Raw genomic sequence first — 24935 nt, 5'->3', positions numbered from 1 at the left:
AGGGAATGTATGCCGGATGTTACTTGATGCCGGTCGTGGCGATCCCCCGGACGAGGTACCGCTGGCCGGCGAGGAAGAACCCGAAGATCGGGCCCAGTGCGACGATCGACATGGCGAACAGGGCGCCCCAGTTGGTGGTGCCCGTGGAGTCCATGAACAGCCGCAGCGCCAGGGGCACGGTCTGGAGGTCCACGTCGCGCAGGTAGATCAGCTGCGAGTAGAAGTCGTTCCACGTCCAGATGAACGTGAAGATGGCGGTCGTCGCGAGCGCGGGCATGCACAGCGGCATGATGATCCGCAGGTAGGTGCCCCAGTAGCCGCAGCCGTCGATCGAGGCGGCCTCGTCGAGTTCGCGCGGCAGGCCGCGGATGAACTGGACCATGAGGAACACGAAGAACGCGTCGGTGGCGAGGAGTTTGGGGACGATGAGCGGCCAGAACGTGTCGACCCAGCCGAGGTTGTTGAACAGGATGTACTGCGGGATGATCACGACGTGGATCGGCAGCATGATGGTCCCGAGCATCACCGCGAACAGCATGCCGCGCAACGGGAACCGCAGCCGCGCGAAGGCGTAGGCGGCCATCGAGCAGGACACCAGGTTCCCGACGATGGAGCCGGCCACGATGACCATCGAGTTCCAGATGTACTTCTCGAACGGGTGCGGCAGGGCGTTCCAGCCCTCGGAGTAGTTGGACCACACCCAGGTCGAGGGGATCAGGCCGGGGTCGGCGAAGATCTCGTCGATCGGCTTGAAGGACGCCGAGAGCATCCACAGCAGCGGGTAGATCATGACCATCGCCGCGACGGTGAGGGCCAGGTGGAAGACGAAGCGCTTCAGGCCGATCGCGGGGCCGCGCTGGGCGCGGCGGCGGGCCGGGGCGGCGGGGGCCGCCGTCGTCTCAGTCGTTGTCGCCATAGAACACCCAGAATTTCGACATCAGGAAGTTGAGCGCGGTGAAGATCGCGATGATGGCCAGCAGGAGCCAGGCGATCGCGGAGGCGTAGCCCATGTCGAACTGGGTGAAGCCCTGGTCGTACAGGTACAGCGTGAGGAACATCGTGGAGTCGGCCGGGCCGCCCTTGCCGCTGGAGATGATGAACGCCTGCGTGAACGACTGGAACGAGTTGATGATCTGGAGCACCAGGTTGAAGAAGATGATGGGCGTCAGGAGCGGGATCGTCACGCTGAAGAAGCGGCGCACCGGACCGGCGCCGTCCACTTTGGCCGCCTCGTAGTACATGGTGGGGATCTGGCGCAGCCCCGCGAGGAAGATGATCATCGGCGAGCCGAACGTCCACACGTGCAGGATGATCAGGGTGCCGAGGGCGTAGTCGGGGTGGGAGACCCAGCCCTGGCCCTGGACGCCGAAGATCGCCAGGACCTGGTTGACCAGGCCCTCGGTGCCGAAGATCTGGCGCCACATGATCGCGATCGCGACCGAGCCGCCGAGCAGCGAGGGCAGGTAGAACACCGAGCGGTAGAAGCTCATCCCGCGCAGGCCCCGGTCGAGGACGATCGCGAGGAAGAGCGCGGCGGCGAGCTGGAGCGGCACCGACACGAAGGTGTAGACCGCGGTGACCTGGACGGCGTTGGCGAGCCGCGGGTCCTCGAACATCCGGGCGTAGTTCTCGCCGCCGACCCACTCGCCGTAGCCGAGGCTGTAGTCGGTGAACGAGAGGTAGAACGAGGCGACCATGGGCCCGACGGTGATCGCCAGCAGGCCGATGATCCACGGGGACATGAAGCTCAGGGCGGCCCAGCGTTCGCGCGTGCGGATCGTCCCGCGGCCCTGCTTCGGGGCCGGGGGCGGCGCGGGTGCGGCGGTCTCGGGCGGTGGGCCCGAGCTGCGCTGCTTCGGGCGCACCACAGCGACATCGTTGTCGGTCATAGGGTATTGGGACCTTTCGGAGGGGGTTGGCTCCTAGATCACATCAATCTATGCAACCGCTTGCCTAAAGTCAATGGCTCAACTTAAATTCTTGGATATTGTTCGGGGCGGCCCGGAACGGGGGTGCGAACCGGGATGAGCAGTGCGTACGCCACTCCCGCAACGGGAACGGGCCCGCCCGGATCGCTCCGGACGGGCCCTGGTTCCCTTGGATTCAGACTGTGGACGCGCTCAGACCTTGACCGGGGTCCGCTCCTCCGCAGACGGTGCGGCCTCGCCGGACTCCTTGATGCCGTACTTGGAGTACAGGCGGCCCAGCGGGCCCGGGACCCACCAGTTCGCGCGGCCCAGCAGGCGCATCGTCGCGGGGACGAGGAGCATCCGGACCACGGTGGCGTCCAGCAGGATCGCCACGGCCATGCCGAGCCCGATCATCTTCATGAACGTGATGCCGCTGAACGCGAACGCCCCGACCACCACGATGAGGATCGCCGCCGCGGCGGTGATCACCGACCCGGTGGACTGCATGCCGCGCAGGACGGCGGTCCGGTTGTCTGCCCCGCGGTCCCACTCCTCGCGGACCCGCGACAGCAGGAACACCTCGTAGTCGGTCGCCAGCGCGAACAGCAGCGCGATCATGAGCAGCAGGTTCGACGGGTCGATGTACCCGGAGGGCGTGAAGCCCAGCAGGTCCGACAGGTGGCCCTCCTGGAAGATCCACACCACGATGCCGAGGGCGGCCCCCAGCGAGACGGCGTTCATCAGGACCGCCTTGATGGGCAGCACGATCGAGCCGAACGCGAGGAACAGCACGACCATCGTGACGATGACGATGTACCCGAGCATGTACGGCAGGCCGTCGGCGACGGCTTCGAGCATGTCGACGCGGTCGGAGGCGCCGCCGGTGACGTACAGGTCCGCGCCGTCGACGTCGATGGCGCGGGCGTCCTCGATGAGGCCGCGGGCGTCGGCGCTGAACGGGTCGAGGTCGTAGAGGACGTCGAAGAGCATCGCGTCGGCGGTGGGCTCGGCCGCGGGCCGCACGCCGTCGACCAGGTCGAGCCCTTCGAGCTCGGACTGCACTTCGGCGATGGCGGCCTGGTCGCCCACGGCCATGACCTGGAAGGTCTCCTCCTCGCCGCCGGGGAAGTCCGCAGCGATCGTCTCGGTGACCACGCGGGACTCGGCGTCCTCGGGCATGTCGCGCTCGTCGACGCCGCCGAACTGCATGTCGAGCATGGGGCTCGCCAGGAGCGCCATGAACGCGAGGACGGGGAGCAGGACGAGCACAGGGCGGCGCATGACGCCCGCGGCGAGGCCGTGCCAGAAGCCGGTGTCGGTCTTGGGCGCGGCGTTGCGGCGCCACGGCAGGCGGCCCTTGTCCACGTTGTGGCCCAGCAGGTACAGGACCGCGGGGAGGGCGACGAGCGCGGCGAGCATGGCGACGCCGACGGCGGACATGACGCCGTACGCGATGCCGTGCAGGAACGGCACGTCGACCAGGAGCAGGCCGCCCATCGACAGGACGATGATGAGGCCCGAGACCATGACGGTGCGCCCGGCGGTGGCGACGGTGTTCATCACGGCGGTGCGCTTGTCGCGGCCCTGCGCGAGCTCCTCGCGGAAGCGGCGCAGCACGAACAGCGAGTAGTCGATGGACATGCCGAGGCCGATGATGGTGATGACGTTGGCGGCGAACACCGAGACGTCGGTGAACTCGGTGATGACGCGGGTGATCGCGAAGCCGCCGAGGATCGACATGCCGCCGATGAGCAGCGGCAGCGAGGCGGCCACGAGGGCGCCGAAGACCAGGATCATGATGAGCAGCAGGATCGGCATGGAGATCATCTCGGCGATCTCCAGGTCGTGCTGGACCTGCTCGTTCAGGTCCGCGAAGATCGCGGCCCCGCCGCCGAGCCGGACGTCGAGGTCCGCGGTGTCGCCCGCGTCGCGCAGCTCCTGCTCGATGCCGGAGAAGACGCCCGCGCGCTCCTCGTCGGAGGCCCCGGCGAGGGTGACCGGGACGAACGTGGCGTGCCGGTCCTCGGAGACCCAGCCCTCCTGGCCGGTCTCGTAGTAGGAGGCGGCGGTGTCGACCTCGTCGATGCCGTTGATGTCGGCGACGGCGCTCTGGACGGCGTCGGCGAAGGCCGGGTCGTCCACGGTGAGGGTGTCGGAGGAGTACAGGACCACGACCTCGGCGCCGATGGAGCCGAACTCCTCCTCGATGGCCTCGGCGTCGAGCACGGAGCGGGACTCCTGGGAGACGTACCCGCCGTCGGTGAACTCGTCGAAGACGCCGAGGCCCCAGGTCGCGCCGATGGCGAAGACCGCGGCGACGCCGGCGAGGATCGCCCAGCGGGTCTTGATGACCGCCCGGCCTAGCAGGGAATACATGAGCTTTCTCCTATGGGTGTTCAGCGGAGAGGGAGGCTGCGACCGCTGGTGCCGGAGGTCCGGTCGGCGGTACGATGGTAAGCGTTGATCATTTAGCTAACGCCGTTTACTCTAATGAACGCCCCTCATAGAGTCAACGCTGTTAACTGAATCGTAAGCAGAGGAGAGCAGTGACTTCCAACACCGCGGGTGGCCCGACCCGTCGCGAGCGCATGCGCGCGGAGACCATCGCCGAGATCAAGGCGAGCGCCCGGAGGCAGCTCCAGGAGCACGGTCCGAGCGGGATCTCCCTCCGCGCCATCGCACGGGAGGTGGGAGTCACCCCGGCGGCCCTCTACCGCTACTTCGACAACCTCGACGCACTGCTCATCGCCACGTGCTGCGACCTCTACGACGAACTTATCGCCGAGACGAGGAAGGCCATGGACGCCTTCCCGCCCGACGCCCACCTCGAACGGATGAAGTCCTGGATCTGGGCCTTCCGGGCCTGGGCCGTGGGCAACCGGCGCGAGTTCGAGCTGATGATCTCCTACCCCGAGGCCAACAGCGCCATGTCGATCAACGGGGTGCGCCTGGAGCAGGCCCCCGAGAACGTCGACCCGGTGACCATGAAGTCCCTGGAGCACTCGCAGCTGTGCGGCCGCGAGATGGCCGCGTTCTACCGCAAGACCGAGAACGGCGAGCTGCCCCCGGCCGGGCCCGTCGAGATGCCCGAGATCTCCGAGGGCCTCCAGGACGAGCTGATGGACAAGTGCTCGGCGTTCATCGTGGGAGAGCCGCTGCCGCTGTCGTGGATCTTCACGTTCACCTCGGCGTGGGTGCGGGTGTTCGGCCTGGTCGTCATGGAGGCGTTCGGGTCCCTGCCGGTGCAGGACAACGTCGACGAGTTCTACAAGACCCAGATCCTCGCCATGATCCGCGAGTTCGGGATCGACGGGTAGCCGGTCCGATATCGGACAGCGCCGCTTCCCGCCGACCGCCTGCGGCCGCATCGATGAGTCCCCATCATGGGACGGGGCCGGCGCTCGCCGGTCCGGGAGGGGATTGATCATGCGGCAGGGCATCATGCGAAGGGGCATGGCGGGCAGGGCCGGGCTCGGCATCACGGCGGTCGGGGCGGCGCTGGTCTTCACGCTGTTCTCCGGCGGCGCCGCGGGCGCCGCACCGGCGCCGGAGGCGGAGGCCGCACCCGCGGCGGCCGCCGAGGCGAACCCGCAGTGCGAGGCGATCGGATCGGTCACGACCCTGGCGGGCGTGAACCTGCGGCGCGAGCCGAACACGAACGCGACGATCGACGGCATCATCCCGCAGGGCGTCTCCGTGCCCTGGTGCGGGATCGTCGAGGGCGGGCCCTACAGCGTCTGCGGCGTCCAGGGCTGGACCTACTGGGACCACGTCAACTGGAACGGGCAGTCCGGCTACGTGGCGGGCGCCTGCACCACGCTCGACGAGTAGGACGGCGAAGGGCCCGGACGGCGCGGTCCGGGCCCTTCCCTGTGCGTCTAGGAGGCCGCGGGGGCCTCGTCGGCCGGGCAGGAGCGGATGTCGTGCCCGACGGAGGTCATGCACTTGCCGGACTTCAGGTTCCACTTCCACCCGTGCATCTGGCAGGTGAGGACGCCCTCCTCGATCTTCCCGAAGACCGACAGGTCGGCCTTGAGGTGCGGGCAGCGGCGCTGGAGCTGCCACCCGTTCATCGTGATGTCCTCGTCGTCGGGGCGCTGCTCGGCGTACCAGCCCTCGGCGTACTGGAGGCGCTCCTCGCTGAGGCACTTGAAGAACGCGTACACGTACTCGTTGTACTGGCCGATGCGCGCCGCGGTGAACCGGCACGACAGGAACAGCGAGTTGACCCAGTCGACCTCGCGGATGTGCAGCAGGTGCTCGATGAGGCGCCGCTCGGTGCGGAACCGGTAGCGGACCTTCCCGCCGTCGTCGTGGTGGATCTTCCGCTCCAGGAAGTCGAACACGATCGACTCCACGACCTGGTCGGAGTCCGGCGCGGTCAGGTCGAAGCGCACGGGGCCGCCGATGCCGGTGGCGATGTGCTCTGCGGACTCCATGAGCGGCTCGATGCGCTCGCGCAGCGTCTCCAGGACGTCGATCTCGGGGTGGGACCAGGACGCCTTCTCCGCGGCGATCCGCGGCTGCATCCGCTCCTTGAACTCGTCGAGGTGCTGCTTCTTGTTCTCGAACCAGACCTTGATGTCGTCCACGGGGTGGGCCACGGACCCGGAGCCGTCGGCGAGGACCTCGGCGACCGAGCCGGGCAGCAGGATGAGGTTGTTCTCGTGCCCCTGCCGCTCCAGCCACTCCACGTAGGACATCTGGTCGGGGAAGATGTTGCCCTCGTCGCCGAACACGTCGTTGAACTGGTACAGCGAGTCGTCCAGGAAGCAGGGCGGCCCGGCGATCGGGAAGACCCAGTCGCCCTTGACGTCGTCGATGTACCGCAGCGAGCGGTCGAACCCGCGCTCGCGCTTCTGCTTCCCGAAGGCGCGCTTGGCGTTGTCGGGCAGCTCGTAGACCATCGGGAACCAGATCGCGCCGGAGAACTGGAGCAGGTGGGCGTGGATCTTCCCGTGCTGGAGGAACACGCTCATGTCGGTGGGGCGGGCGTCGTTCTGGTTGAGCAGGCGCGTGCCGTCGGCGTCCTCGACCCACAGCGACGAGTCGCCGATCGGGCCGTCGGTGGGGCTGGTGAGCGCCTGGATCATGACCTTGACGCCGCCGGGGAGCTCCACGATCTCCTCGGACACGGTCTTGATGAACTTGTGGAAGCCCAGCGCCCGCAGCTCGGACTCCAGTTCGGAGGTGGGGTACTCCGGCAGCAGGACCGTCGTGTCCTTGCTGATGTGCTTGGTGAGGTTCTCCTCGTCGAAGTGGTCCCGGTGCAGGTGCGACACGTACAGGTAGTCGGCCTGGCCCAGCTCGTCCCAGTCCAGCTGCGAATTGTCGGGGAACGGGAACCACGACGCGAAGTACGCGGGGTTCACCCAGGGGTCGCACAGGATCGAACCCGCGGCGGTCTCGATGAACATGCTGGCGTGGCCGGTACCGGTGATTCGCACGGTTACCCTTCCGGACATGGGGACGACGACGCCCCCAGCCTACAAGTCACAGCCTGGCCGGGGGCCGGGCGCCGACGCTTGTGGCGTGGGAGACTGTGCGGGATCAAACGAACGGTTGGAGGAACCCGCATGGCTGCCGAAGAGCAGATTCTCTCGCCCGATCAGCGCAAGCCCACCAGCCGCAAGGCCCTCTACTCGGCGCTGACCGTCGCGATCGTCATCAACCTGGCGTACCTGTTCGGCAACCACCAGGGCTGGGTCGAGGACGCGTTCATCCTCATCACGGTCGCGGTCCTGCTGGCCGTCATGGTCATCGACGCGGCGCTCGTCAAGGCGGGCCTGCGCTAGAGCTTGAGACGTGAAAGGGGCGGGGCCGCGTTCGCGGCCCCGCCCCTTTCACGTTGCGCGTCAGTGCATCATGCCGCGGCGGGCGAACATCTCGCGGACCTCGCGGAGCGCGGAGTCCACTTCGGCCTCGAAGTAGCCGCCCTGCACTAGCGAGAACTGGCTGGTGTCGAGCTCGCGGTCCGAGAGCGGGACCGGGTTGCGGCCGGTCATCGCCGCGGAGACCGCGTCGAACATCTGGTCCACCTGGCTCGGGTCGTACCCGGAGCCGAAGCGGCGCGGCTGGAAGGCGCGGCGGAGCTGTTCGAGGCGCTGCACGTCGTCGGGCGTGAAGGGGGAGTCCGACGCCCGCATCTCCGTGGTCATCTCCTCCCGGCCGTGGCGGCCGGGGGCCTCGAAGGCGCCGCGGCCCTCGTACGGGTTGCGGCGGCCGAAGTCCGGCGGGGTGGCCGCGCCGCGCGGGCCGGGCCCGGGGGGCGGTCCGCCGGCGGGCCCTCCACCGGGTCCTCCGAAGCCGGACGGGTCGGGGCCGGGCGGCGGGGCCGAAGGCCCGCCGAAGCCGCCCGTGGGCTCGTGCTGCTGCGGCCCGCGGTCGAAGCCGCCGGTGGGCTCGTGCGGGGACCCGAAGCCGCCCGTGGGCTCGTGCGGGGACCCGAAGCCGCCCTGGACGGGCGGGCTGGGGACGCCGCCGCGGCGCCCGTAACCGGTGTCCTCCTGCTGCGGCGGCTGGGAGCCGAAGCCGCCCTGCTGCCCGTACTCGCGGCCGCGCGGGGCCCCGTAGGGCTCGGGCTGCTGCGGTTCGGGACGGCCCATGGGGCCGCCCTGCTGCATGCCCTGGACCAGGTTCTGCGGAATCGCCTGGGTCGGGGCCGCGGGCGGCATGGGCTCGGGTTCGGGCTGGCCGTAGCGGTCGGCGCGCGGGATCGCACCGGTCTGGTGCGGCGGCTGGCCCATCGGGCCCTGCTGCATCGGCGACTGGTGCGGCGGGGCCGCGCGGCGGCTGCCGGTGTCGCCGAACTCGTCGTCGTAGGCGGCGCCGAACCCGGGGGCGGGCGGCGGCTCGGGGGCGCCGCGGCGCGGGCCCTGGCCGTACACGCCCGGCTGGTCGGCGGGGCCGAAGCCGCCGCGCCGCGGGTCGGACTGGAGCGGGAGCTGCTCGGTGGCGCCGTGCGGGGGCCCGGCCTGGGGGCCGTCGTGGCCGCCCGCGCGCGGACCGGACTGCGCCGGGGGCGCGAAGTCGCCGCGCATCGGCTCGGGGCCGCGCGGCGAGCCGTACTCGCCTCCGCCGCCACCGCCGCCGTAGACGCCCGCCTCGGGGCCGCCGCCGCGCGGGCCGTAGCCGTTGGCGCCGTTGGGGCTCCGCTGCTGGAAGTCGTCGCGGCCGAAGTCGTCGCGGGGACCGGGCCCGAAGTCGTTCTGGGGGCCGCCGAAGTCGCCCGGCCCGGGGCCGAAGTCGTCGCGCTGCTGGGGCACGAAGTCGTTCTGCGGTCCCCCGAAGTCGTCGCGGGGGCCGAAGTCGTTCTGGGGGCCGCCGAAGTCGTCGCGCGGACCGAAGTCGCCGCGCCCGCCCTGGCCGCCGAAGTCCTGCTGGCCGCCGCGGGGGGCGCCGCCGCGCTTCGCGAACGGGTCGTCGTAGTCGTCACCGGGGGGACCGGCGAGGAAGCCGAAGCCCTCGTCGTCGCCGCCGCGGAGGTCGCCGAAGCCCTCGTCGTCGGAGGGTCCGGGGGCGGCCCTGGCGGGGCCGCGGCCGCGGCCGACCGGCTCGGGGGCGGGCGGCGGGGGGGCCATCTCGCGGGCGGCCATCATCTCCTGCGCGGGGATGACCTGCGTCGCCTGGACCTCAGGGGCGCGCCGCGAACCCGGGCCCTGCTGCATCGGGGGCTCGTCGAAGCCGCGGCCCTGGGCGGCGGACTCGGGCTTGCCGTAGTCGGGGGCGGGGGCGGATCCGAGGACGCCGCGCTCCTCCAGTTCGGCGAGCTGCCGCGCGACCCGGTCGAGGTAGACGTCCACCTGCCACTCGTCGTATCCGCCGAAGCGGACCCTGAAGACGACGTCGTCGACCTCGTCCGCCGAGACGGGACTGCCCACCGGCTCACCGGCGAGCGTCGCCTCGACGCGGTCCAGGAACGCGTCGACCTCATCGACCTTGTAGCCCCGGCTCAACGCCCGGCGCCGGAACCGGTCACCATGACTCGCCACTACCAAGCCACCCTTTCCGCCTACTCCGCGGCGCCGGAGGCGCCGGGCGACTCGGCAGCGGGGCGGCCGGGCGTACCGGCCTCCCGTACCGAAGCGGCCAGCTGCCCGCAAGCGCCGTCGATCTCTTGGCCGCGCGTATCGCGCACCGTCGTGGAGACGCCCGCATCCCGCAGCCGCCGCACGAACTCCGCCTCAACCGGCTTGGGACTCGCGTCCCACCGGCTCCCCGGCGTGGGGTTCAAGGGAATCAGGTTGACGTGGACCAGTCTGCCCTTCAGGAGCTTCCCGAGCAGGTCGGCCCGCCACGGCTGGTCGTTCACGTCCCTGATCATCGCGTACTCGATCGAGACGCGACGTTTCGTCACCCGAGCGTACTCCCAGGCCGCCCCGAGGACCTCGGCGACCTTCCAGCGGGTGTTGATGGGGACGAGCTCGTCGCGCAGCTCGTCGTCGGGCGCGTGGAGGGAGACCGCCAGGCGCACCGGCAGGCCCTCCGCCGCGAGCTTCTCGATGGTCGGCACCAGGCCGACGGTGGAGACGGTGACGTTGCGGGCCGAGATCCCGATCCCGTCGGGCACCGGCTTCGTGATGAGGTGCAGCGCCGCCTTGAGGCGGGGCCAGTTCGCGAGCGGCTCGCCCATGCCCATGAAGACGATGTTCGAGAGGCGGCCCAGGCCCCGCTCCTCGGCGAGGCGCGCGGCGTTGACGACCTGGTCGACGATCTCGGCGGTCGTCAGGTTCCGGTCGAGGCCGCCCTGGCCGGTGGCGCAGAACGGGCAGGCCATGCCGCATCCGGCCTGCGACGACACGCAGGCGGTCACCCGGTCGGGGTAGGCCATGATGACCGATTCGACCAGTGCGCCGTCGTACAGGCGCCAGACCGCCTTGACGGTCCGCCCGTCGTCGCACGAGTCGACGCGGATCGGCTGGAGGAGCCGCGGGAGCAGCGCCTCGCCGATGGCCTCGCGGGCGGCGGCGGGGAGGTCGGTCATCTGGGAGGCGTCGCCGACGTGGCGGCCGAAGTACTGCTGGCGCAGCTGCTTGGCGCGGAAGGCGGGCTGCCCGATCTCGGAGAGGACGGACTGGCACCCGGCCAGGTCGAGGTCGGCGAGGTGCCGTGGCGCGGCCTTGCGAGGGCGCGGTTCGGTCAACGTGAGTGCTACAGACATGTCACGACCTAGTCTCGCATGACAGGCCCGCGGCCCGCCAACCCCGGATAGTCGAATTCACCCCGGGCCCTCCTTCACCGGATACACCAATCAGGACACATCACCCGAGCAGGTAACGGAACCACACATAGGCCACCGGGGCCACCATGAGGATCGAGTCGAGCCGGTCCATCACCCCGCCGTGGCCGGGGATGAGATTGCTCATGTCCTTGATGCCCAGGTCCCGCTTCAGCAGCGAGACGGACAGGTCCCCCAACGTAGCGGCAAGGGCGACGCACACGCCGAACGCCACGCCCAGCGGGAAGGACACGCCGAAGAACGCCCAGAGGGTGATCGAGGCGCCGAGCGCGGCGGCCACGACGGACCCGGCCAGGCCCTCCCAGGACTTCTTGGGGCTGATGCGCGGCGTCATCTGGTGGCGTCCGAACAGCACCCCGGCGGTGTACCCGCCGGTGTCGGACATGACGACCGCGAACAGGTAGATGAGGACCTGCGCGGCGGCGCCGTCGATGAGGCGGGCCTCCGACGCCTCGGAGGTCGCCAGGAGCATCACGAACCCGGCCAGGAACGGGACCTGGATGAGCACGAGGGCCGCGGCGGGCACGTCGGTGCGGTAGCCGGTGGCGCCCTCGGAGAGCCGCCACACGTACAGGGCGGCGACGCTGACGGCGGTGCCCAGGAGCAGGCCGGTGGCCCCGCCGAACCAGGCGAGGACCACGATGAGGACCCCGGCGGCCGCGAGCGGGATCACGGGGACGTTCTTGCCGCCCTTGCGCATCGCGGTGCCGGTCTCCCAGCAGGCGACGCCGACGGCGACGACGGCGAGGACGAGGAAGGCCATCGGCTGGATGAGGACCGAGGCGATGACGACCGCGGCCATGCCGAGCCCGGCGCCGATGGCGACGGGGAGGTTGCGTCCGGCCTTGGGCCGGGACGCGGGGGCCGTCTCGGCGGTGCCGGGCCCGCTCCCGGGCCCGTCGGGAGACGGGTGGGGGCGACGGCCGGGCGAACCGTCGGGAATCGTGCTCATCAGATCTCGAGCAGCTCGGACTCTTTGGCGCTGACGAGGTCGTCGACGTGGCCGGTGAAGCGGCCGGTCAGGTCGTCGAGCTCCTTCTCGCCGGAGCGGCCCTCGTCCTCGGAGACCTCGCCGTCCTTGACGAACTTGCCGATCTCGTCCTTGGCCTTGCGGCGGACGTTGCGGATGGCGATCTTGGTGTCCTCGCCCTTGGTGCGGACGACCTTGATCATCTCGCGGCGCCGCTCCTCGGTCATGGGGGGCAGGTTCAGCCGCAGCTGGGTGCCCTCGTTGGAGGGGTTCACACCGAGGTTGGAGTTGCGGATGGCGTCTTCGATGTCCTTCATCTGGGAGGAGTCGAAGGGCTTGACGATGACCATGCGCGGCTCGGGGATCGCGATGGAGGCGACCTGCGGGATGGGAGTGGGCGCACCGTAGTAGTCGACGGTGATCCGGTTGAACATGGCGGAGGAGGCGCGGCCGGTGCGGACCGCGGCGAACTCCTCCTTGGCGTGCTCGATGGCCCGCTCCATCTTCTCCTCGGCTTCGAGGAGGGTGTCGTCAATCACGGTTCTACTCGCATTCTCTCGCGGCCTGACAGCACTTCTGACCGTACCGTCCCGCCATGGGTCCTCGGTGGCGCGGAGGTCCCCGGGCGCGGGGTTCGCCGCTTCTGCTGGTTCTAGTCCGCGGCGGCGTGGATGAGGGTGCCGATGGGGTCGCCGACGATGGCGCGCCGCAGGTTCCCGTCGTCGTCGGCGCCGAAGACGCGCATGGGGAGGGAGTTGTCCTTGCAGAGGCTGAACGCGGCCTGGTCGACGACCATGAGCTCGCGCTTGAGGGCCTCGTCGAAGGTGATGTCGTCGAGCCGCTGCGCGTCGGGGTCGGTGCGGGGGTCGGCGGTGTAGACGGCGTCGACGCCGTTCTTGGACACCAGGACCTCCTGCGCGCCGATCTCCAGGGCGCGCTGGGCGGCGACGGTGTCGGTGGAGAAGTACGGCATGCCGGCGCCGGCGCCGAAGATGACGACGCGGCCCTTCTCCAGGTGGCGGATGGCGCGCAGCGGCAGGTACGCCTCGGCGACCTGGGCCATGGCGATGGCGGTCTGGACGCGCGTGTCGACGCCCTCCTTCTCCAGGAAGTCCTGGAGGGCGAGGCAGTTCATGACGGTGCCGAGCATGCCCATGTAGTCGGCGCGGGCGCGCTCCATGCCGCGGCGCTGGAGCTCGGCGCCGCGGAAGAAGTTCCCGCCGCCGACGACCACGGCCACCTGGACGCCCGCGGCCACGCCCGCGGCGATCTGCCGGGCGACGCCCTGGACGACGTCGGGGTCGACGCCGACGGAACCGCCGCCGAAGGACTCACCGGACAGCTTCAGCACGACCCTGCGGAACGTGGCTTGACTCATGGGCTCTCCCCTGCTCTGTCTTTCCTCGCGGCCGTCCGGCCCGCTGCTGTGCTGTGGTGCGGGCATGGAACGAGGCGGCGGCCTGCGCCGCCGCCTCGTTCATGCTCACGGCTGGAGCCAGTGTAGTCCGCGCCTGCGGACTACCCGCTACTCCTGGCCGACTTCGAAGCGGATGAAGCCGGTGACCTCGGTGCCGGCGTCGGCCAGCACCTGTCGCACGGTCTTCTTGTTGTCGAGGACCGAGGTCTGGTCGAGGAGGACGAAGTCGCGGTAGTAGGCGTTGACCTTGCCTTCCACGATCTTGTCCCAGGCCCGCTCGGGCTTGTTCTCTTCCTTGGCGGTCTCCAGGGCGACGCGCTTCTCGGTCTCCACGATCTCCGCGGGGACCTCGTCGCTGGTGAGGTACTTCGGCCGCATCGCGGCGGCCTGCATGCCGGCCTGGCGGGCGGCCTCGGCGTCACCGGTGTAGGAGACGAGGATGCCGACGGCCGGCGGGAGGTCGGCGGACTTGCGGTGCATGTACACCGAGACCTCGCCCTCCAGCGAGCCGACGCGGCCCAGGGCCAGCTTCTCGCCGAGCTTCACCGACTCCTCGGCGATGACCTCGGCGACGGTCTTGCCGTTGAGCTCGGTCTGCGCGAACGCGGTCCCGTCGACGGGGCGGACCTGGTCGGCCCGCTCCACCAGGGTCTGCGCGAGCTCGATGAACGCGCCGTTCTTGGCGACGAAGTCGGTCTCGCACAGCAGTTCGAGGATGGTGTTGCCGGACTCGGCCACGAGGCCCTGGGCGGTGGTGCGCTCGGCGCGCTTGCCCACGTCCTTGGCGCCCTTGATGCGCAGGGCCTCAAGCGCGGTCTCGTAGTCGCCGTCAGCCGCTTCGAGGGCCTTCTTGACGTCCATCATCCCGGAGCCGGTGGCTTCCCGGAGCTTCTTGACGTCAGCCATCGTGAAGTTGGCCATTGCTCCCCTTCTTACTTCTCGTCTGGGATCGATTACTCGGCGGAGGGCTGCTCGGTCGCCTCGGGCGCGGCGGCCGGGGCCTCAGCGGCCGGGGCTTCGGCGGCGGGAGCCTCGGCGGGCTTGTCCTCGACGAGGAGCTCCTTCTCCCACTCGGCGAGGGGCTCGCCCTCGGCCTTCTCGCCGGCCTGGCCGCCGGAGCGGGCCAGGAGGCCCTCAGCGGCGCCGTCGGCGATGATCTTGGTCAGCAGGGCGACGGAGCGGATCGCGTCGTCGTTGCCGGGGATCGGGAAGTCGACCTCGTCGGGGTCGCAGTTGGTGTCGAGGATCGCGACGACGGGGATGTGGAGCTTGCGCGCCTCGTCGACGGCGATGTGCTCCTTCTTGGTGTCCACGATCCAGATCGCCGCGGGGACCTTCTCCATGTCGCGGAGGCCGCCGAGGGTGCGGTCGAGCTTGTCCTTCTCCCGCATGAGCTGGAGCATTTCCTTCTTGGTGCGGTTGGCCGCACCGTTGGCCTCGATGATCTCCAGCTCCTTGAGGCGCATGAGGCGCTTCTGGATCGTCTGGAAGTTCGTGAGCATGCCGCCGAGCCAGCGGTGGTTCACGAAGGGCATCCCGACGCGCTGGGCCTGCTCGGAGACGGCCTCCTGGGCCTGCTTCTTGGTGCCGACGAAGAGGATCTCGCCGCCCTCGGCGACGACGTTCTTGACGAAGTCGTGGGCCTTGGAGGCGTAGTCCACCGTCTGGCGCAGGTCGATCACGTAGATGCCGTTGCGGTCGGTGAGGATGAACCGCTTCATCTTCGGGTTCCAGCGACGGGTCTGGTGACCGAAGTGCACGCCGCTTTCGAGCAGCTGGCGCATGGTGACAACCGACACGGTTGTATTCCTTTCGTTCCCTGGTTCATTCGCGGGAGCCGCCCGAAGTCCGGGCGTCCCGCGCCTGGCGCCCGTCTCCGGCGATCCGCAACCGGGAAGGACCCGGACCTGGGGGATCGCGAGGGCCGGACCGCGCCACCGCAACTGCTCGGACACCGAGCGGGCGATGGAGGTCGGGCCGCGACGAACGCGCGAAGTCGGTTCGGCGCACAGTGGTGCCGTACCGCTTTGATCAGTGTACTTGGACCCGCGGGAACGCCGTCGAGGCGGTGGACCGCAGTGACAGACGCAATGCGCCGACCAGGACGAACGAGTTATCCACAGGCGCAAAAGATTTTTCTGGACGATTCCGGGCACCCGTCCCAACCTTGAGTCATGCGCCAACTACATCACGCGATCGTCATCGGCCTCATCACCACCGTGATCCTCACCGCGGCGGCACCCGCCGCACCGGCCGCCGCCGCGGAGGACCAACCGGCCGCCTCGGCCGGGTGGGTCCCGCCTACCGGGGACCTCGACCTCCGCACCGGCTTCGACCCGCCGCCGCTCCCCTGGCTCCCGGGGCACCGCGGCGTCGACCTCGCCGCGGCGGACGCCCGAACCGTGGTCGCCGCCGGGTCGGGGCACGTGGTCTACGCCGGCGACCTCGCCGGACGCGGCGTGGTGAGCATCGCCCACGCGAACGGCCTGCGCACCACCTACGAGCCGGTCGAACCCTCGGTCGCCGCGGGCGAGACCGTCACCGCGGGCCAGCCGATCGGCACCCTTCAACCCGGCCACGCCTCCTGCGGGACGTCAACCTGCCTCCACCTCGGCCTCAAACGCGGCCTCCGCTACCTCGACCCGATGCTCCTGTTCGGCAACGGCAAGGTCCGGCTCCTCCCCCGCCCCGGCCGCCCCCACGCCGCGCCCCTCACCGCAGGGGCCGGGTCATGACCGCCGCGGCCACCGGGATCGACCTGCGGCGCCTCCGCCCGCATGAGCTCGGCCGCCTCGGCGAACGGCTCGCGGCCGCGCACCTGCAACGCCACCGCATGCAGATCCTCGCCCGCAACTGGCGCCACCGCACCGGCGAACTCGACCTCGTCGCCCGCGCCGCCGACACCGTCGTCGTCTGCGAGGTGAAGACCCGCCGCTCCGACCGCTTCGGCGGCCCGCTCGGCGCCGTCGACGGCGAGAAACTCCACCGCGTCGAACGCCTCGCCCGCACCTGGCTGCGAGCGCACTGCCGCCCCGACCAGCCCTGGCGCATCGACCGGCTCGCCCTCACCGTCACGGGCGCAACGCAGCTCGCACTCGAACACCGCAGAGGAGAACGCCGTGGGTTACGCCCGAACCAACACCGTCTGCACCATCGGCGCCGCATCGGTCACCGTGACCGTCGAAGCCTCGGTCTTCAAGTCCTCCTCCAAAGGAGCCGACACGGTCCGCATGTCCGGCCTGCCCGACAGCGTCGTCAACCAGGCCCAGACCCGCGTCCGCTCCGCGATGGCGAACTCCGCGCTCCGCTTCCCGGACAAGTCGATCAGCGTCAACTTCGCACCGGCCTCGGTCCCCACCACCGGCTCCGCCGCCGACCTGGCCCTCGCCGTCACGATCATGTGCGCCGACGACCTCCTCCCCGTAGAACGCCTCGCCGACACCGTCCTCCTGGCCGAACTCGGTCTCGACGGCAGCCTCCGCCCGGTCCCCGGCACGCTCCCCGCGCTCATGGAGGCCCGCCGCAGCGGCCTGTGCACCGCGATCGTCGCCCCCGAGAACGCCGCCGAGGCGTCGATCGTCGCGGGCCTGACGATCCTCGCCCCGCCCGACCTCGCCACCCTCGTCGCCTGGATCTTCGGCCAGACCCCCCTCGACCCGGTCCCCCGCCCGCCCGAGCCAGCGCCGCCGCGCCTCCCCGACCTCGCCGACGTCCGCGGCCAACCGCTCGCCAGGCGCGCCTTGGAGATCGCCGCCGCCGGAGGCCACCACATGCTCATGGTGGGTCCTCCCGGAGCCGGAAAGACAATGCTGGCCGAGCGCCTCCCGTCGATCCTGCCGCCGCTCTCCGACGCCGAAGCCGTGGAGGTGACCTCGCTCCACTCGCTCCGCGGCCGGTTCACCGGCGGCGCGGCCGCGCTGATCCACCACGCCCCGTTCGAGGCCCCGCACCACTCGATCACCATGCAGGCCCTGGTCGGCGGCGGCACCGGCGTCATCGGACCCGGCTCCCTCGCGCTGGCCCACCGCGGCGTGCTCTTCATCGACGAGGCCCCCGAATGGCCCCGCTCGGTGCTCGACTCGCTGCGCCAGCCGCTGGAGAGCGGGGAGGTCCACATCAGGAGGGCGAACACCGCGATCCGCTACCCGGCCAAGGTGACGCTCGTGCTGGCCGCGAACCCGTGCGCCTGCGCACCGAACAAGCCGGTCGACTGCACCTGCCCGCCGCTGAAGCGCCGCAGCTACCTGACCCGCATCTCTCGGCCGCTGCTCGACCGCATCGACCTCAGGGTCAACCTGCCGCCGGTCCCGCCCTCGGCGATCCTGACCGACCTCACGGAGGCCGAGCCGTCGGGCTCGGTGGCAAAGCGGGTCCTGCGGGCCCGTGAGGCGGCAGCGGCCCGGTGGGCGGAGGCGGGCGAGTCCTGGGGCCTGAACAGCGAGGTCCCGGGTCCGACACTCCGTTCTGCGGCGTGGCGGCTCCCGGCGCAGGTCCGCAGGTACGCGGACGACCTGCTCATGAAGGAGCGGATCACGGCCCGCGGCTACGACCGCATTCTGAAGCTGGCGTGGACGATCGCGGACCTGCGGGAGCACGACGGCCCGACCGCGGACGACGTGGCCGAGGCGAGCGAACTGCGCCTGGGCTACTCGATCCGCTGAACCGACCGAGTGATGGACGAGCGACGAGGGGGAACCCGTGACCAACCTGCCGAACGACGACCGCCGGGCGCTGATGATGCTGTCCGAGCTCATCGAGCCCGGAGACGGCGAACTCGACGACCTCCTGGCCGAGACCGGCCCGATCGAGGCGGTGAAGCGCATCTGGGAGGGCGACGTCCCCGAACGCCTCCACCGCCTCACCAGCGCCGCGGTCTCCTGCACCCCGGACCCGGCCGACCGGGCCGACCAGATCGCCGCCGCGACCGCGGCCGCCGGAGCGCGGGTCCTGATCCCGGGCGAACCGGACTGGCCGGAGCAGCTCCGGGACCTCAGCCTGGTCTGCGACGCCGACGAGCCGCATGTGCGGCCGCCGCGCTGCCTGTGGGTCAAGGGCCCGCACGACCTCGCGGAGCTCTGCGCCCGCTCGGTGGCGATCGTCGGTTCAAGGGCCGCAAGCGAATACGGACAGCATCTCGCCGACGACCTGGCCGCGGACCTGACCTCCTCGGGCTGGACGGTCGTCTCCGGCGGCGCCCTGGGCATCGACCGGGCGGCCCACCTCGGCTCGCTCGCGCGGGGCGGCGCCACGATCGCCGTGCTCGCCTGCGGCCTGGAGATGCCCTACCCCAAGGCGAACCACTCGATGTTCAACATGATCGCCGAGCAGGGCATGCTCCTGTCCGAATGGCCGCCCGGCTCCACCGCGATGAAGCACCGCTTCCTGACCCGGAACCGGGTGATCGCCGCGCTCACCGCGGGGACAGTGGTCGTCGAGGCGGCCGACCGCTCCGGGGCGAGGAACACGGCCCGCTATGCGGCCGAGCTCGGGCGGGTCCTGATGTTCACGCCGGGCCCGGTGACCTCGTCCCAGTCGATCGGCGTCCACCGCCTCGCCAGGGAGCCGTGGGAGGCCCGCCTGGTCACCTGCGCCGAGGAGGTCATCGAGGACGTCACGGGCATCGGCGGCCCGCTGGCCAGCGCCCCGCCGCCACAGCGCCGCCCGCTCGACCGCCTCACGGAGATCGAGGCCCGGCTGGTGGAGTCGCTCCCCCGCGGCTATGTCGTGGACACCGCGCGTCTCGCCGCCGCTGCTGGCCTCCCGACCGACATCGCCGCGGAGACGCTCCACCGCCTCCAGCGGATGCGCTGGGTCGACCGGATAGACGACCGCTGGCGCCTCGCCAGAAACCAGCACCCCTGATCCGCTGACCGCCTGCGACAGAAAGGAGCCCACCATCACCAGAATCCGAGCCCCGCCCGAAGACCCGGACTCACCACCGGTCCCGCTCCGGCCGCAACGGCCGCAGCCCGACCGAACGCGCCCGGGCGCGATTGGCCAACACGCGGTGCACCGCGTCCGAAAACGACGGGTGGGAGGGGTGGGGGCGGGGGGGAGGGGCCCCAAAGATGTTTCGCGTTAGGGGATCGGCGGGGCTGGGGGGACGGGGTACTCGGTGAGGACGGTGCGGGGGTCTTCGAGTTCGGCGAGGGGGGCCCAGCATTCGTAGACGCCGCGTTCGACGCAGGTGGCGTCGGCGGCCATGATCGCCTCGATGTCGGGTTGGCTGAGGCGCAGGCGGACCCAGTCCTCGTTGCGGCCGAGGGCGAGGACCTCGGTGTCGCGCCAGCGCGCGCGGGTGTGGAAGCGGCGCGGGGCGGTGACGGGGCTGCGGCTGGCGGCGCCGCGGGCGTAGGCGTGGAAGCCGTGGCCGGGGTCGGCGGTGATGGGGACGCGTTCGCCTTCGTGCTCGCCGGTGAGTCCGGCGTGGACGGAGGGGTTGACGCGGAAGAGGGTGCGGCCGGTTTCGAGGCCGGGGATGCGGTTGACGAGGTCGCGGTGGCGGGCTCCGGCGACGCGGTTCCAGACGTTGGTCTGGGGCTGGTACTGGAACAGGGCGATCTCGGCGCCGTCGGGGGTGTACGCGAGGATCTCGGCGCGCGCGGAGAGCGGGAGGTCGGCGAGGCCGGCGGTGGTGAACTCGGCGATGAGGTGGGTGCCGCTGGGGAGGAAGCCGGTGCCGAGGACCATCGAGCCGCGCCGTTCGCGGCCGGGGATGCCGACGAGGCCGGGGTAATTGACGAGTTCGCTGCTGGTGTAGTCGGCGGGGCCGATGGCGCGCCAGCGCAGGCCGAAGGCGAGGTCGCGGACGTCGTCGGGATCGCCGGAGAGGACGATGCGGTCGCCGGGGAAGCGGAGGTGGGCGACGTCGAACTCGCGGAAGCAGAGGCCGCTGACGAGGGGCGCGGAGGTGAGCTGGCGGGCGACCTGGTGGCGGCTGAGGGGCTTGACCATGCGGGTGCCGGGGGTGATGAAGGCGGTGGCGCGGGTGGCGGAGACGAGGGCTCGCTCGGCGGGGCCGATGCGGGGGTTCTGGCTGTACTGGTGCACTGTGGAGGCGGTGATCCCGGGCATGACCGGGATCGCCAGGGGTGCGACGCCGGCGAGGAGCATCTCCCCGCCGGAGCTGGTCACTTCGGAGGCGTGGACGAACCGGTGGAAGTTGGCGCCGGCGGGTTGGAACCCGGGTTCCGAAGTGTCCGAATAGATCTCGAATGCGGCGCCTCCGGCGGCCGCACGGGCCCGGTATCGCCTGTCATGCCAGACGATCTCGGTGATGCCGGTCTGCGCGGCAGGTGGGGCCTGCATGACGCTGAGTGTACGGAGGCGGGTGAACGTCTCGGTGAACCGAAGGTGAACAGCAGCTTCCGCGGCCCTTCGGAGCTGGGATCACACCGTCTCCGTGACCTTTTTGAGACCCCTTGGGGCGTCGGGGTTCTCGCCCCGTTCAATTGCAAGGTGGAGCGCGAGGCGTTGCAGCGGAAGGATGTCGAGGAGGGCGGCGATGCGCTCGTCGACGGCGGGGGTGGCGAGGCGGGCGGTCTGGCCGGGGACGTCGGCGGCGCCGACGATGACGACGTCGGCGCGCTGCTTCTCAAGGCGGGTGAGGACGTTCCACATGGCGTGGCCGCCGGGGCCGGAGCCGACGACGGCGAGGACGGGGACGCCGGGGTCGGCCATGGCGAGGGGGCCGTGGAGGAGGTCGGCGCCGGAGAACGCGAGGGAGGGGAGGTAGGAGGTCTCCATGAGCTTGAGGGCGGTCTCGCGGGCGGTGGGGTAGGCGTAGCCGCGGCCGGTGGTGACGAAGCGGGAGGCGAAGCGGTAGCGGCCGGCGAGTTCGGCGGCGCCGGGGTCGTCGAGGACGCTCTGGGCGAGCTCGGGGAGCTTGTCGAGGGCGGCGGCCTCGGCGGCGTCGAGGCGGCCGGTGCCGGTGCGGATGCCCTCGATGAGGAGCAGGAGGGTGAGGAGTTCCGCGGTGTAGGTCTTGGTGGCGGCGACGGCGCGCTCGTGTCCGGCGCGGACGTCGAGGTGGAGTTCGGCCTCGTTGGCGAGGCGGGAGCCGGGGTTGTTGGTGACGGCGAGGGTGAGGGCGCCGCCCGCGCGGGCCGCGGCGACGACCTGGGCGAGGTCGGGGGAGCCGCCGGACTGGGAGACGGCGATGACGAGGCTGTCGGACCAGTCGGGGCGGGCGTCGTAGACGGTGACGACGGAGGGGCTGGCGAGGCTCGCGGGGAGGCCGAGGCGGATCTCGGTGAGGTAGGCGGCGTAGAGCGCGGCGTGGTCGGAGGTGCCGCGGGCGGTGAACACGATGGAGCGGGGGCGTCGCTCGGCGATGACGGCGGCGATGCGGGCGATCTCGGCGGTGCCGTGGTCGAGCACGTCGGCGTAGACGCCGGGCTGCTCGGCGATGTCGGCGGCCATGCCGACACCGGGCTGCTCGTCGCCGGTGGTGTCGGGGGCGCCGGCCTGGGGCTGGTTCACGGGTCGCTCCTTGTCGGGTGTGTACCGCCTGGGTACCGCAGTAAATATTAAACAAACCTTCAAAATGAAGCCTAGTCCACGCGCGCCAGGGTCGTCCACCGCCGCCGGGGCTTCCCGCGGACCGGGCGGGAGCCCTTCGCACACCACCCAAGGGTCCGTCGATTTCACCCCGTCGTCAACGCCCTCCGGACGGTCGCGCAGGTACCGGTAAGGTTGACCCACTGAATTCCCGACCACCGAGGAGGAAGCCATGGCGAAAGCAGCCCGCAAGCGCAAGTCGCGTAAGAAGAAGGCCGCGAACCACGGGAAGCGGCCGAACAGCTAGCGCTTGGCGGGGCAGGCGGCCGTGGCCGCGACTGCCCCGCGATGGCACTGGCCGCACCGGACAAGAACGAGACTTGCCCACATGACCGAGTCGCCGCGCGAACCGCGCGAGCAGAACCAGCCGAGCACCCGCGAGCGGATCCAGCAGACCGCGATCGCGCTCTTCAGCGAGCACGGCTACGAGCACACCTCTCTCAGGGAGATCGCCGAGCACCTCGGCGTCACCAAGGCCGCGCTGTACTACCACTTCAAGACGAAGGAAGACATCGCGGCGAGCTTCTTCGAGTCCTACGCGAACGACCTGGACGGCATCTGCGACTGGGGCGACACCCAGCCGAGGGTCCTGGGCACCCGCACCGAGCTGCTGCGCCGCTACGCGGAGGTCATCCGCGCGCACGTGCCGGTGCTGCGGTTCATGCAGAACAACCAGGCCGCGCTCACCCGCCTCGACCGCATGTCGGTGTTCAGGCTGCGCCAGCGCCGCCTGCACGGGCTGCTCGTCGACGGGGACGCGCCGCTGATCCACCGCATGCGCGCGTGGGACGCGATCACGACCCTCTACAGCAACTGGATCACGTACCCGCGGGTCGACGACTCGGAGGAGGAGATCCGGGAGGCGTCGCTCCAGATCTCGATCGGCATGGTCGAGGCGAACGCCGCCTGAGCGGGGTGCGCCGGGGCGCGGTCAGCGATCGCGCTCGGCGACCTCGCTGAACAGCTCGCTGACCTGCTCGATGGCGTGGAGCTTCTGGCGGAGGCGCTCCTTGACGTCGTCGGGGGCGACCTCCTTGGAGCAGCAGCGGTGCACGATGGCGCGCACCTCCTGCTCGATGCCGTACTCCGAGAGGCACGGCGAGCACTCTTCGAGGTGGTCCTTGATGACGCCGCGGCGCACGTCGGAGCATTCCTCGTCGATGTACAGGTAGACCTCTTCGAGCACCTCGCGGCAGTCGAGGTGGGGCTTGTCCGCTTCACTGGTCACGACTGGCCCTCCTGTGCGGGCGAGAGGCCGCGGTCGGCGGCGTAGGAGCTCAGCAGCTGGCGGAGCTGGCGGCGGCCGCGGTGCAGGCGGGACATGACGGTGCCGATGGGCGTGCCCATGATGTCGGCGATCTCCTTGTAGGAGAAGCCCTCGACGTCGGCGAGGTACACGGTGAGGCGGAAGTCCTCGCCGAGGCGCTGGAGGGCGTCCTTGACGTCGGAGTCGGGCAGGTGGTCGAGGGCCTCGGTCTCGGCCGAGCGCAGGCCGGAGGCCGAGTGGGACTCGGCGTCGGCGAGCTGCCAGTCGGTGATCTCGTCGGTGGGCGAGGTGAGCGGCTGGCGCTTCTTCTTGCGGTACGTGTTGATGTACGTGTTGGTGAGGATCCGGTACAGCCACGCCTTGAGGTTGGTGCCCTCGCGGAACTGGTGGAACTTCGAGTACGCCTTGAGGAAGGTCTCCTGGACGAGGTCCTCGGCGTCGGCCGGGTTGCGCGTCATGCGCAGGGCGGCGCCGTAGAGCTGGTCGATCAGGGGCATGGCGTCGCGCTCGAACCGCGCGCGCCGCTCCTGGGCGGTCTCGCTTCCTGCCTCGGTCACCGTCTCCCTCTCGTCGGCCTCAGAAGCCGAGCCTACGGCAGGGCCCTGGGCGGGGACGGCGGAAATACCTGCGGCGGTGACGCCGACGACGGGATCGGACCCGTAGGCGGGCGACCATTCGGGTCCGCTCAGGAGAGCGGCCAGGCGCTCGTCTTCGCGGCCGCGGACGGTGGTGGTCATATGCGATGCGCTCCTTACAGCGAGGTCGGAGACTCACCGGGCTCAACAGCGGCGCGTGCGGGTTCATTCCGCCGGGAGCGGAATGCGGGAGTCGGATCGGCCACACTGCGGGAGCTGGGACGCCGGGACGGGGCGAACCGGTGTGCTTTCGAGGAACCATCCGAAATGATTACTTTGTGGATTGAATCGGTAACTTTCGGTGCGCGCGGTCGTTAACGACAGTGGGCCCGGAAGGGCCTTGATCGCCGCGGCGCGAGCCGGGGCGTGAACTCCCAGTACCCGCCCCGGGCCGGCGGACCAGACACCGCCGCCGGTCCGGGGAGGTTCCTTTCCTCCCCCGAACAGCGGAAAGGCCGCGAGGTCGCCCTGGGGCGGGGCGGTCGCGGCCGTTCGAGCCGGGGGCGCTAGGCGCCGACGGCCAGGGGGTTGATGTCCTTCCAGACCTCGATCATGGCGCGGCGCTCGCGGGGCGCGGTGGCCCCCCAGACGCCGTGGCGGTCGCGGGCTTCGAGGGCGCGCACCAGGCAGGGCGTGCGGACCGGGCAGGACGCGCACATGGCCAGGGCCTCGTCGATGGGCTCGCGGGGCTCGGGGTACATGACGTCGGGCTCGGCCTCGGCGCAGTTGCCTCGGCGGAGCCAGTCGTCGCCGCTCATCCGGTACGAGCCCACGAGGGACTCGTTGCGGTATTCGGCGGCGTCGAGCAGCCGGGGGTCCTTCCGGGCGCGGGCTACTTCCTCGGGGCGGATTCGCCGCATTGCTGCCTCCCTTTTTCACTGCCGCCGCAGCCCTTCCGGGCGTCTACGCCGAGACGCGGGGAAGCGTTCCCTTCAGCCG

Annotated in this window: 23 protein-coding genes and 1 pseudogene; 8 read left to right on the top strand and 16 right to left on the bottom strand. The window is 70.7% G+C overall.

All coding sequences use genetic code 11. The annotated features are described in order from the left end of the window. Positions 1 to 19 precede the first annotated feature (19 nt). From AB0A65_RS20710 to AB0A65_RS20700, 3 genes are all read right to left on the bottom strand, one after another. The gene (locus AB0A65_RS20710) at positions 20 to 796 is read right to left on the bottom strand and encodes a carbohydrate ABC transporter permease (RefSeq protein ID WP_359953497.1); all 777 of its coding nucleotides are present in this window, start codon (positions 794 to 796) and stop codon (positions 20 to 22) included. Positions 797 to 899: 103 nt separating this feature from the next. After that, positions 900 to 1889, bottom strand: a complete 990-nt coding sequence (locus AB0A65_RS20705; protein ID WP_359953420.1) for a sugar ABC transporter permease — start codon at positions 1887 to 1889, stop codon at positions 900 to 902. A gap of 231 nt (positions 1890 to 2120) precedes the next feature. After that, the gene (locus tag AB0A65_RS20700; protein WP_359953418.1) at positions 2121 to 4286 is read right to left on the bottom strand and encodes an MMPL family transporter; all 2166 of its coding nucleotides are present in this window, start codon (positions 4284 to 4286) and stop codon (positions 2121 to 2123) included. Between the two features lie 170 nt (positions 4287 to 4456). Between AB0A65_RS20700 and AB0A65_RS20695 the strand changes: the two genes are divergently transcribed. Continuing rightward, entirely contained in the window at positions 4457 to 5227 is a 771-nt protein-coding gene (locus tag AB0A65_RS20695; protein ID WP_359953416.1) for a TetR/AcrR family transcriptional regulator, read from the top strand. A 109-nt stretch (positions 5228 to 5336) separates the two neighbouring features. Further along, the gene (locus AB0A65_RS20690; RefSeq protein WP_359953414.1) at positions 5337 to 5741 is read left to right on the top strand and encodes a hypothetical protein; all 405 of its coding nucleotides are present in this window, start codon (positions 5337 to 5339) and stop codon (positions 5739 to 5741) included. A gap of 47 nt (positions 5742 to 5788) precedes the next feature. Here AB0A65_RS20690 and AB0A65_RS20685 read toward each other — a convergent pair whose 3' ends face one another. Further along, positions 5789 to 7357: a Rieske 2Fe-2S domain-containing protein gene (locus AB0A65_RS20685; protein WP_359953412.1), complete on the bottom strand. Its 1569-nt coding sequence runs from the start codon at positions 7355 to 7357 to the stop codon at positions 5789 to 5791. 129 nt (positions 7358 to 7486) lie between these two features. On the opposite strand from AB0A65_RS20685, the gene AB0A65_RS20680 reads away from it, so the two are divergent. Beyond that, entirely contained in the window at positions 7487 to 7705 is a 219-nt protein-coding gene (locus tag AB0A65_RS20680; RefSeq protein ID WP_359953410.1) for a DUF2631 domain-containing protein, read from the top strand. Positions 7706 to 7765: 60 nt separating this feature from the next. On the opposite strand, the gene AB0A65_RS20675 is transcribed toward AB0A65_RS20680, so the two are convergent. The 7 genes from AB0A65_RS20675 to rpsB all read right to left on the bottom strand — a co-directional run bounded on the left by AB0A65_RS20675 (position 7766) and on the right by rpsB (position 15334). Then, complete coding sequence (locus tag AB0A65_RS20675) at positions 7766 to 9901, bottom strand: DivIVA domain-containing protein (protein ID WP_359953408.1); 2136 nt, start codon at positions 9899 to 9901, stop codon at positions 7766 to 7768. Between the two features lie 20 nt (positions 9902 to 9921). After that, a complete protein-coding gene (gene rlmN / locus AB0A65_RS20670; protein WP_359953406.1) occupies positions 9922 to 11070 on the bottom strand; it encodes a 23S rRNA (adenine(2503)-C(2))-methyltransferase RlmN in 1149 nt (382 codons plus the stop codon). 100 nt (positions 11071 to 11170) lie between these two features. Then, positions 11171 to 12100 carry a phosphatidate cytidylyltransferase gene (locus AB0A65_RS20665; RefSeq protein WP_359953404.1) on the bottom strand — a complete coding sequence of 310 codons (930 nt, stop codon included), beginning with the start codon at positions 12098 to 12100 and terminating at the stop codon, positions 11171 to 11173. Continuing rightward, positions 12100 to 12657, bottom strand: coding sequence for a ribosome recycling factor (gene frr, locus AB0A65_RS20660; protein ID WP_359953402.1), 558 nt, complete (start codon positions 12655 to 12657; stop codon positions 12100 to 12102). The genes AB0A65_RS20665 and frr overlap by 1 nt, the downstream gene beginning before the upstream one ends. 113 nt (positions 12658 to 12770) lie before the next feature. Beyond that, on the bottom strand, positions 12771 to 13562 hold the full coding sequence (pyrH, locus tag AB0A65_RS20655; RefSeq protein ID WP_359953400.1) for a UMP kinase: 792 nt from the start codon (positions 13560 to 13562) through the stop codon (positions 12771 to 12773). Between the two features lie 81 nt (positions 13563 to 13643). Further along, entirely contained in the window at positions 13644 to 14456 is an 813-nt protein-coding gene (gene tsf, locus AB0A65_RS20650) for a translation elongation factor Ts (RefSeq protein ID WP_359953398.1), read from the bottom strand. 32 nt (positions 14457 to 14488) lie between these two features. Then, positions 14489 to 15334: a 30S ribosomal protein S2 gene (gene rpsB / locus AB0A65_RS20645; protein ID WP_359953396.1), complete on the bottom strand. Its 846-nt coding sequence runs from the start codon at positions 15332 to 15334 to the stop codon at positions 14489 to 14491. A 375-nt stretch (positions 15335 to 15709) separates the two neighbouring features. On the opposite strand from rpsB, the gene AB0A65_RS20640 reads away from it, so the two are divergent. The 4 genes and pseudogenes from AB0A65_RS20640 (at position 15710) to dprA (ending at position 19397) form a co-directional block, all read left to right on the top strand. Further along, entirely contained in the window at positions 15710 to 16270 is a 561-nt protein-coding gene (locus AB0A65_RS20640; protein ID WP_359953394.1) for a M23 family metallopeptidase, read from the top strand. After that, positions 16267 to 16635 (top strand): annotated as a pseudogene (locus tag AB0A65_RS20635) (YraN family protein); the annotation flags it as partial. The gene AB0A65_RS20640 and the pseudogene AB0A65_RS20635, both read left to right, overlap by 4 nt. Before the next feature lie 19 nt (positions 16636 to 16654). Further along, the gene (locus AB0A65_RS20630) at positions 16655 to 18196 is read left to right on the top strand and encodes a YifB family Mg chelatase-like AAA ATPase (RefSeq protein WP_359953392.1); all 1542 of its coding nucleotides are present in this window, start codon (positions 16655 to 16657) and stop codon (positions 18194 to 18196) included. A 37-nt stretch (positions 18197 to 18233) separates the two neighbouring features. Then, positions 18234 to 19397 (top strand): DNA-processing protein DprA, encoded by a 1164-nt coding sequence (gene dprA / locus AB0A65_RS20625; RefSeq protein ID WP_359953391.1) that lies wholly within the window; start codon positions 18234 to 18236, stop codon positions 19395 to 19397. Positions 19398 to 19613: 216 nt separating this feature from the next. Here dprA and AB0A65_RS20620 read toward each other — a convergent pair whose 3' ends face one another. Next, on the bottom strand, positions 19614 to 20843 hold the full coding sequence (locus tag AB0A65_RS20620; RefSeq protein WP_359953390.1) for a hypothetical protein: 1230 nt from the start codon (positions 20841 to 20843) through the stop codon (positions 19614 to 19616). A gap of 81 nt (positions 20844 to 20924) precedes the next feature. Beyond that, entirely contained in the window at positions 20925 to 21956 is a 1032-nt protein-coding gene (locus AB0A65_RS20615) for an SIS domain-containing protein (protein ID WP_359953495.1), read from the bottom strand. Between the two features lie 466 nt (positions 21957 to 22422). Between AB0A65_RS20615 and AB0A65_RS20610 the strand changes: the two genes are divergently transcribed. After that, positions 22423 to 23004, top strand: coding sequence for a TetR/AcrR family transcriptional regulator (locus AB0A65_RS20610; protein WP_359953388.1), 582 nt, complete (start codon positions 22423 to 22425; stop codon positions 23002 to 23004). Between the two features lie 21 nt (positions 23005 to 23025). Here the strand turns inward: AB0A65_RS20610 and rsrA are convergent, their stop codons facing one another. From rsrA to AB0A65_RS20595, 3 genes are all read right to left on the bottom strand, one after another. Then, complete coding sequence (gene rsrA, locus AB0A65_RS20605) at positions 23026 to 23322, bottom strand: mycothiol system anti-sigma-R factor (protein ID WP_359953386.1); 297 nt, start codon at positions 23320 to 23322, stop codon at positions 23026 to 23028. Then, positions 23319 to 24098 carry a sigma-70 family RNA polymerase sigma factor gene (locus AB0A65_RS20600; protein WP_359953384.1) on the bottom strand — a complete coding sequence of 260 codons (780 nt, stop codon included), beginning with the start codon at positions 24096 to 24098 and terminating at the stop codon, positions 23319 to 23321. The genes rsrA and AB0A65_RS20600 overlap by 4 nt, the downstream gene beginning before the upstream one ends. Positions 24099 to 24502: 404 nt before the next feature. Next, the gene (locus tag AB0A65_RS20595; protein ID WP_359953383.1) at positions 24503 to 24856 is read right to left on the bottom strand and encodes a WhiB family transcriptional regulator; all 354 of its coding nucleotides are present in this window, start codon (positions 24854 to 24856) and stop codon (positions 24503 to 24505) included. Positions 24857 to 24935: the final 79 nt, after the last annotated feature.

The sequence above is a fragment of the Glycomyces sp. NPDC047010 genome (assembly GCF_040644205.1).
Lineage (GTDB): Bacteria > Actinomycetota > Actinomycetes > Mycobacteriales > Micromonosporaceae > Glycomyces.
This window is presented reverse-complemented; position numbering and strand designations above follow the sequence as displayed.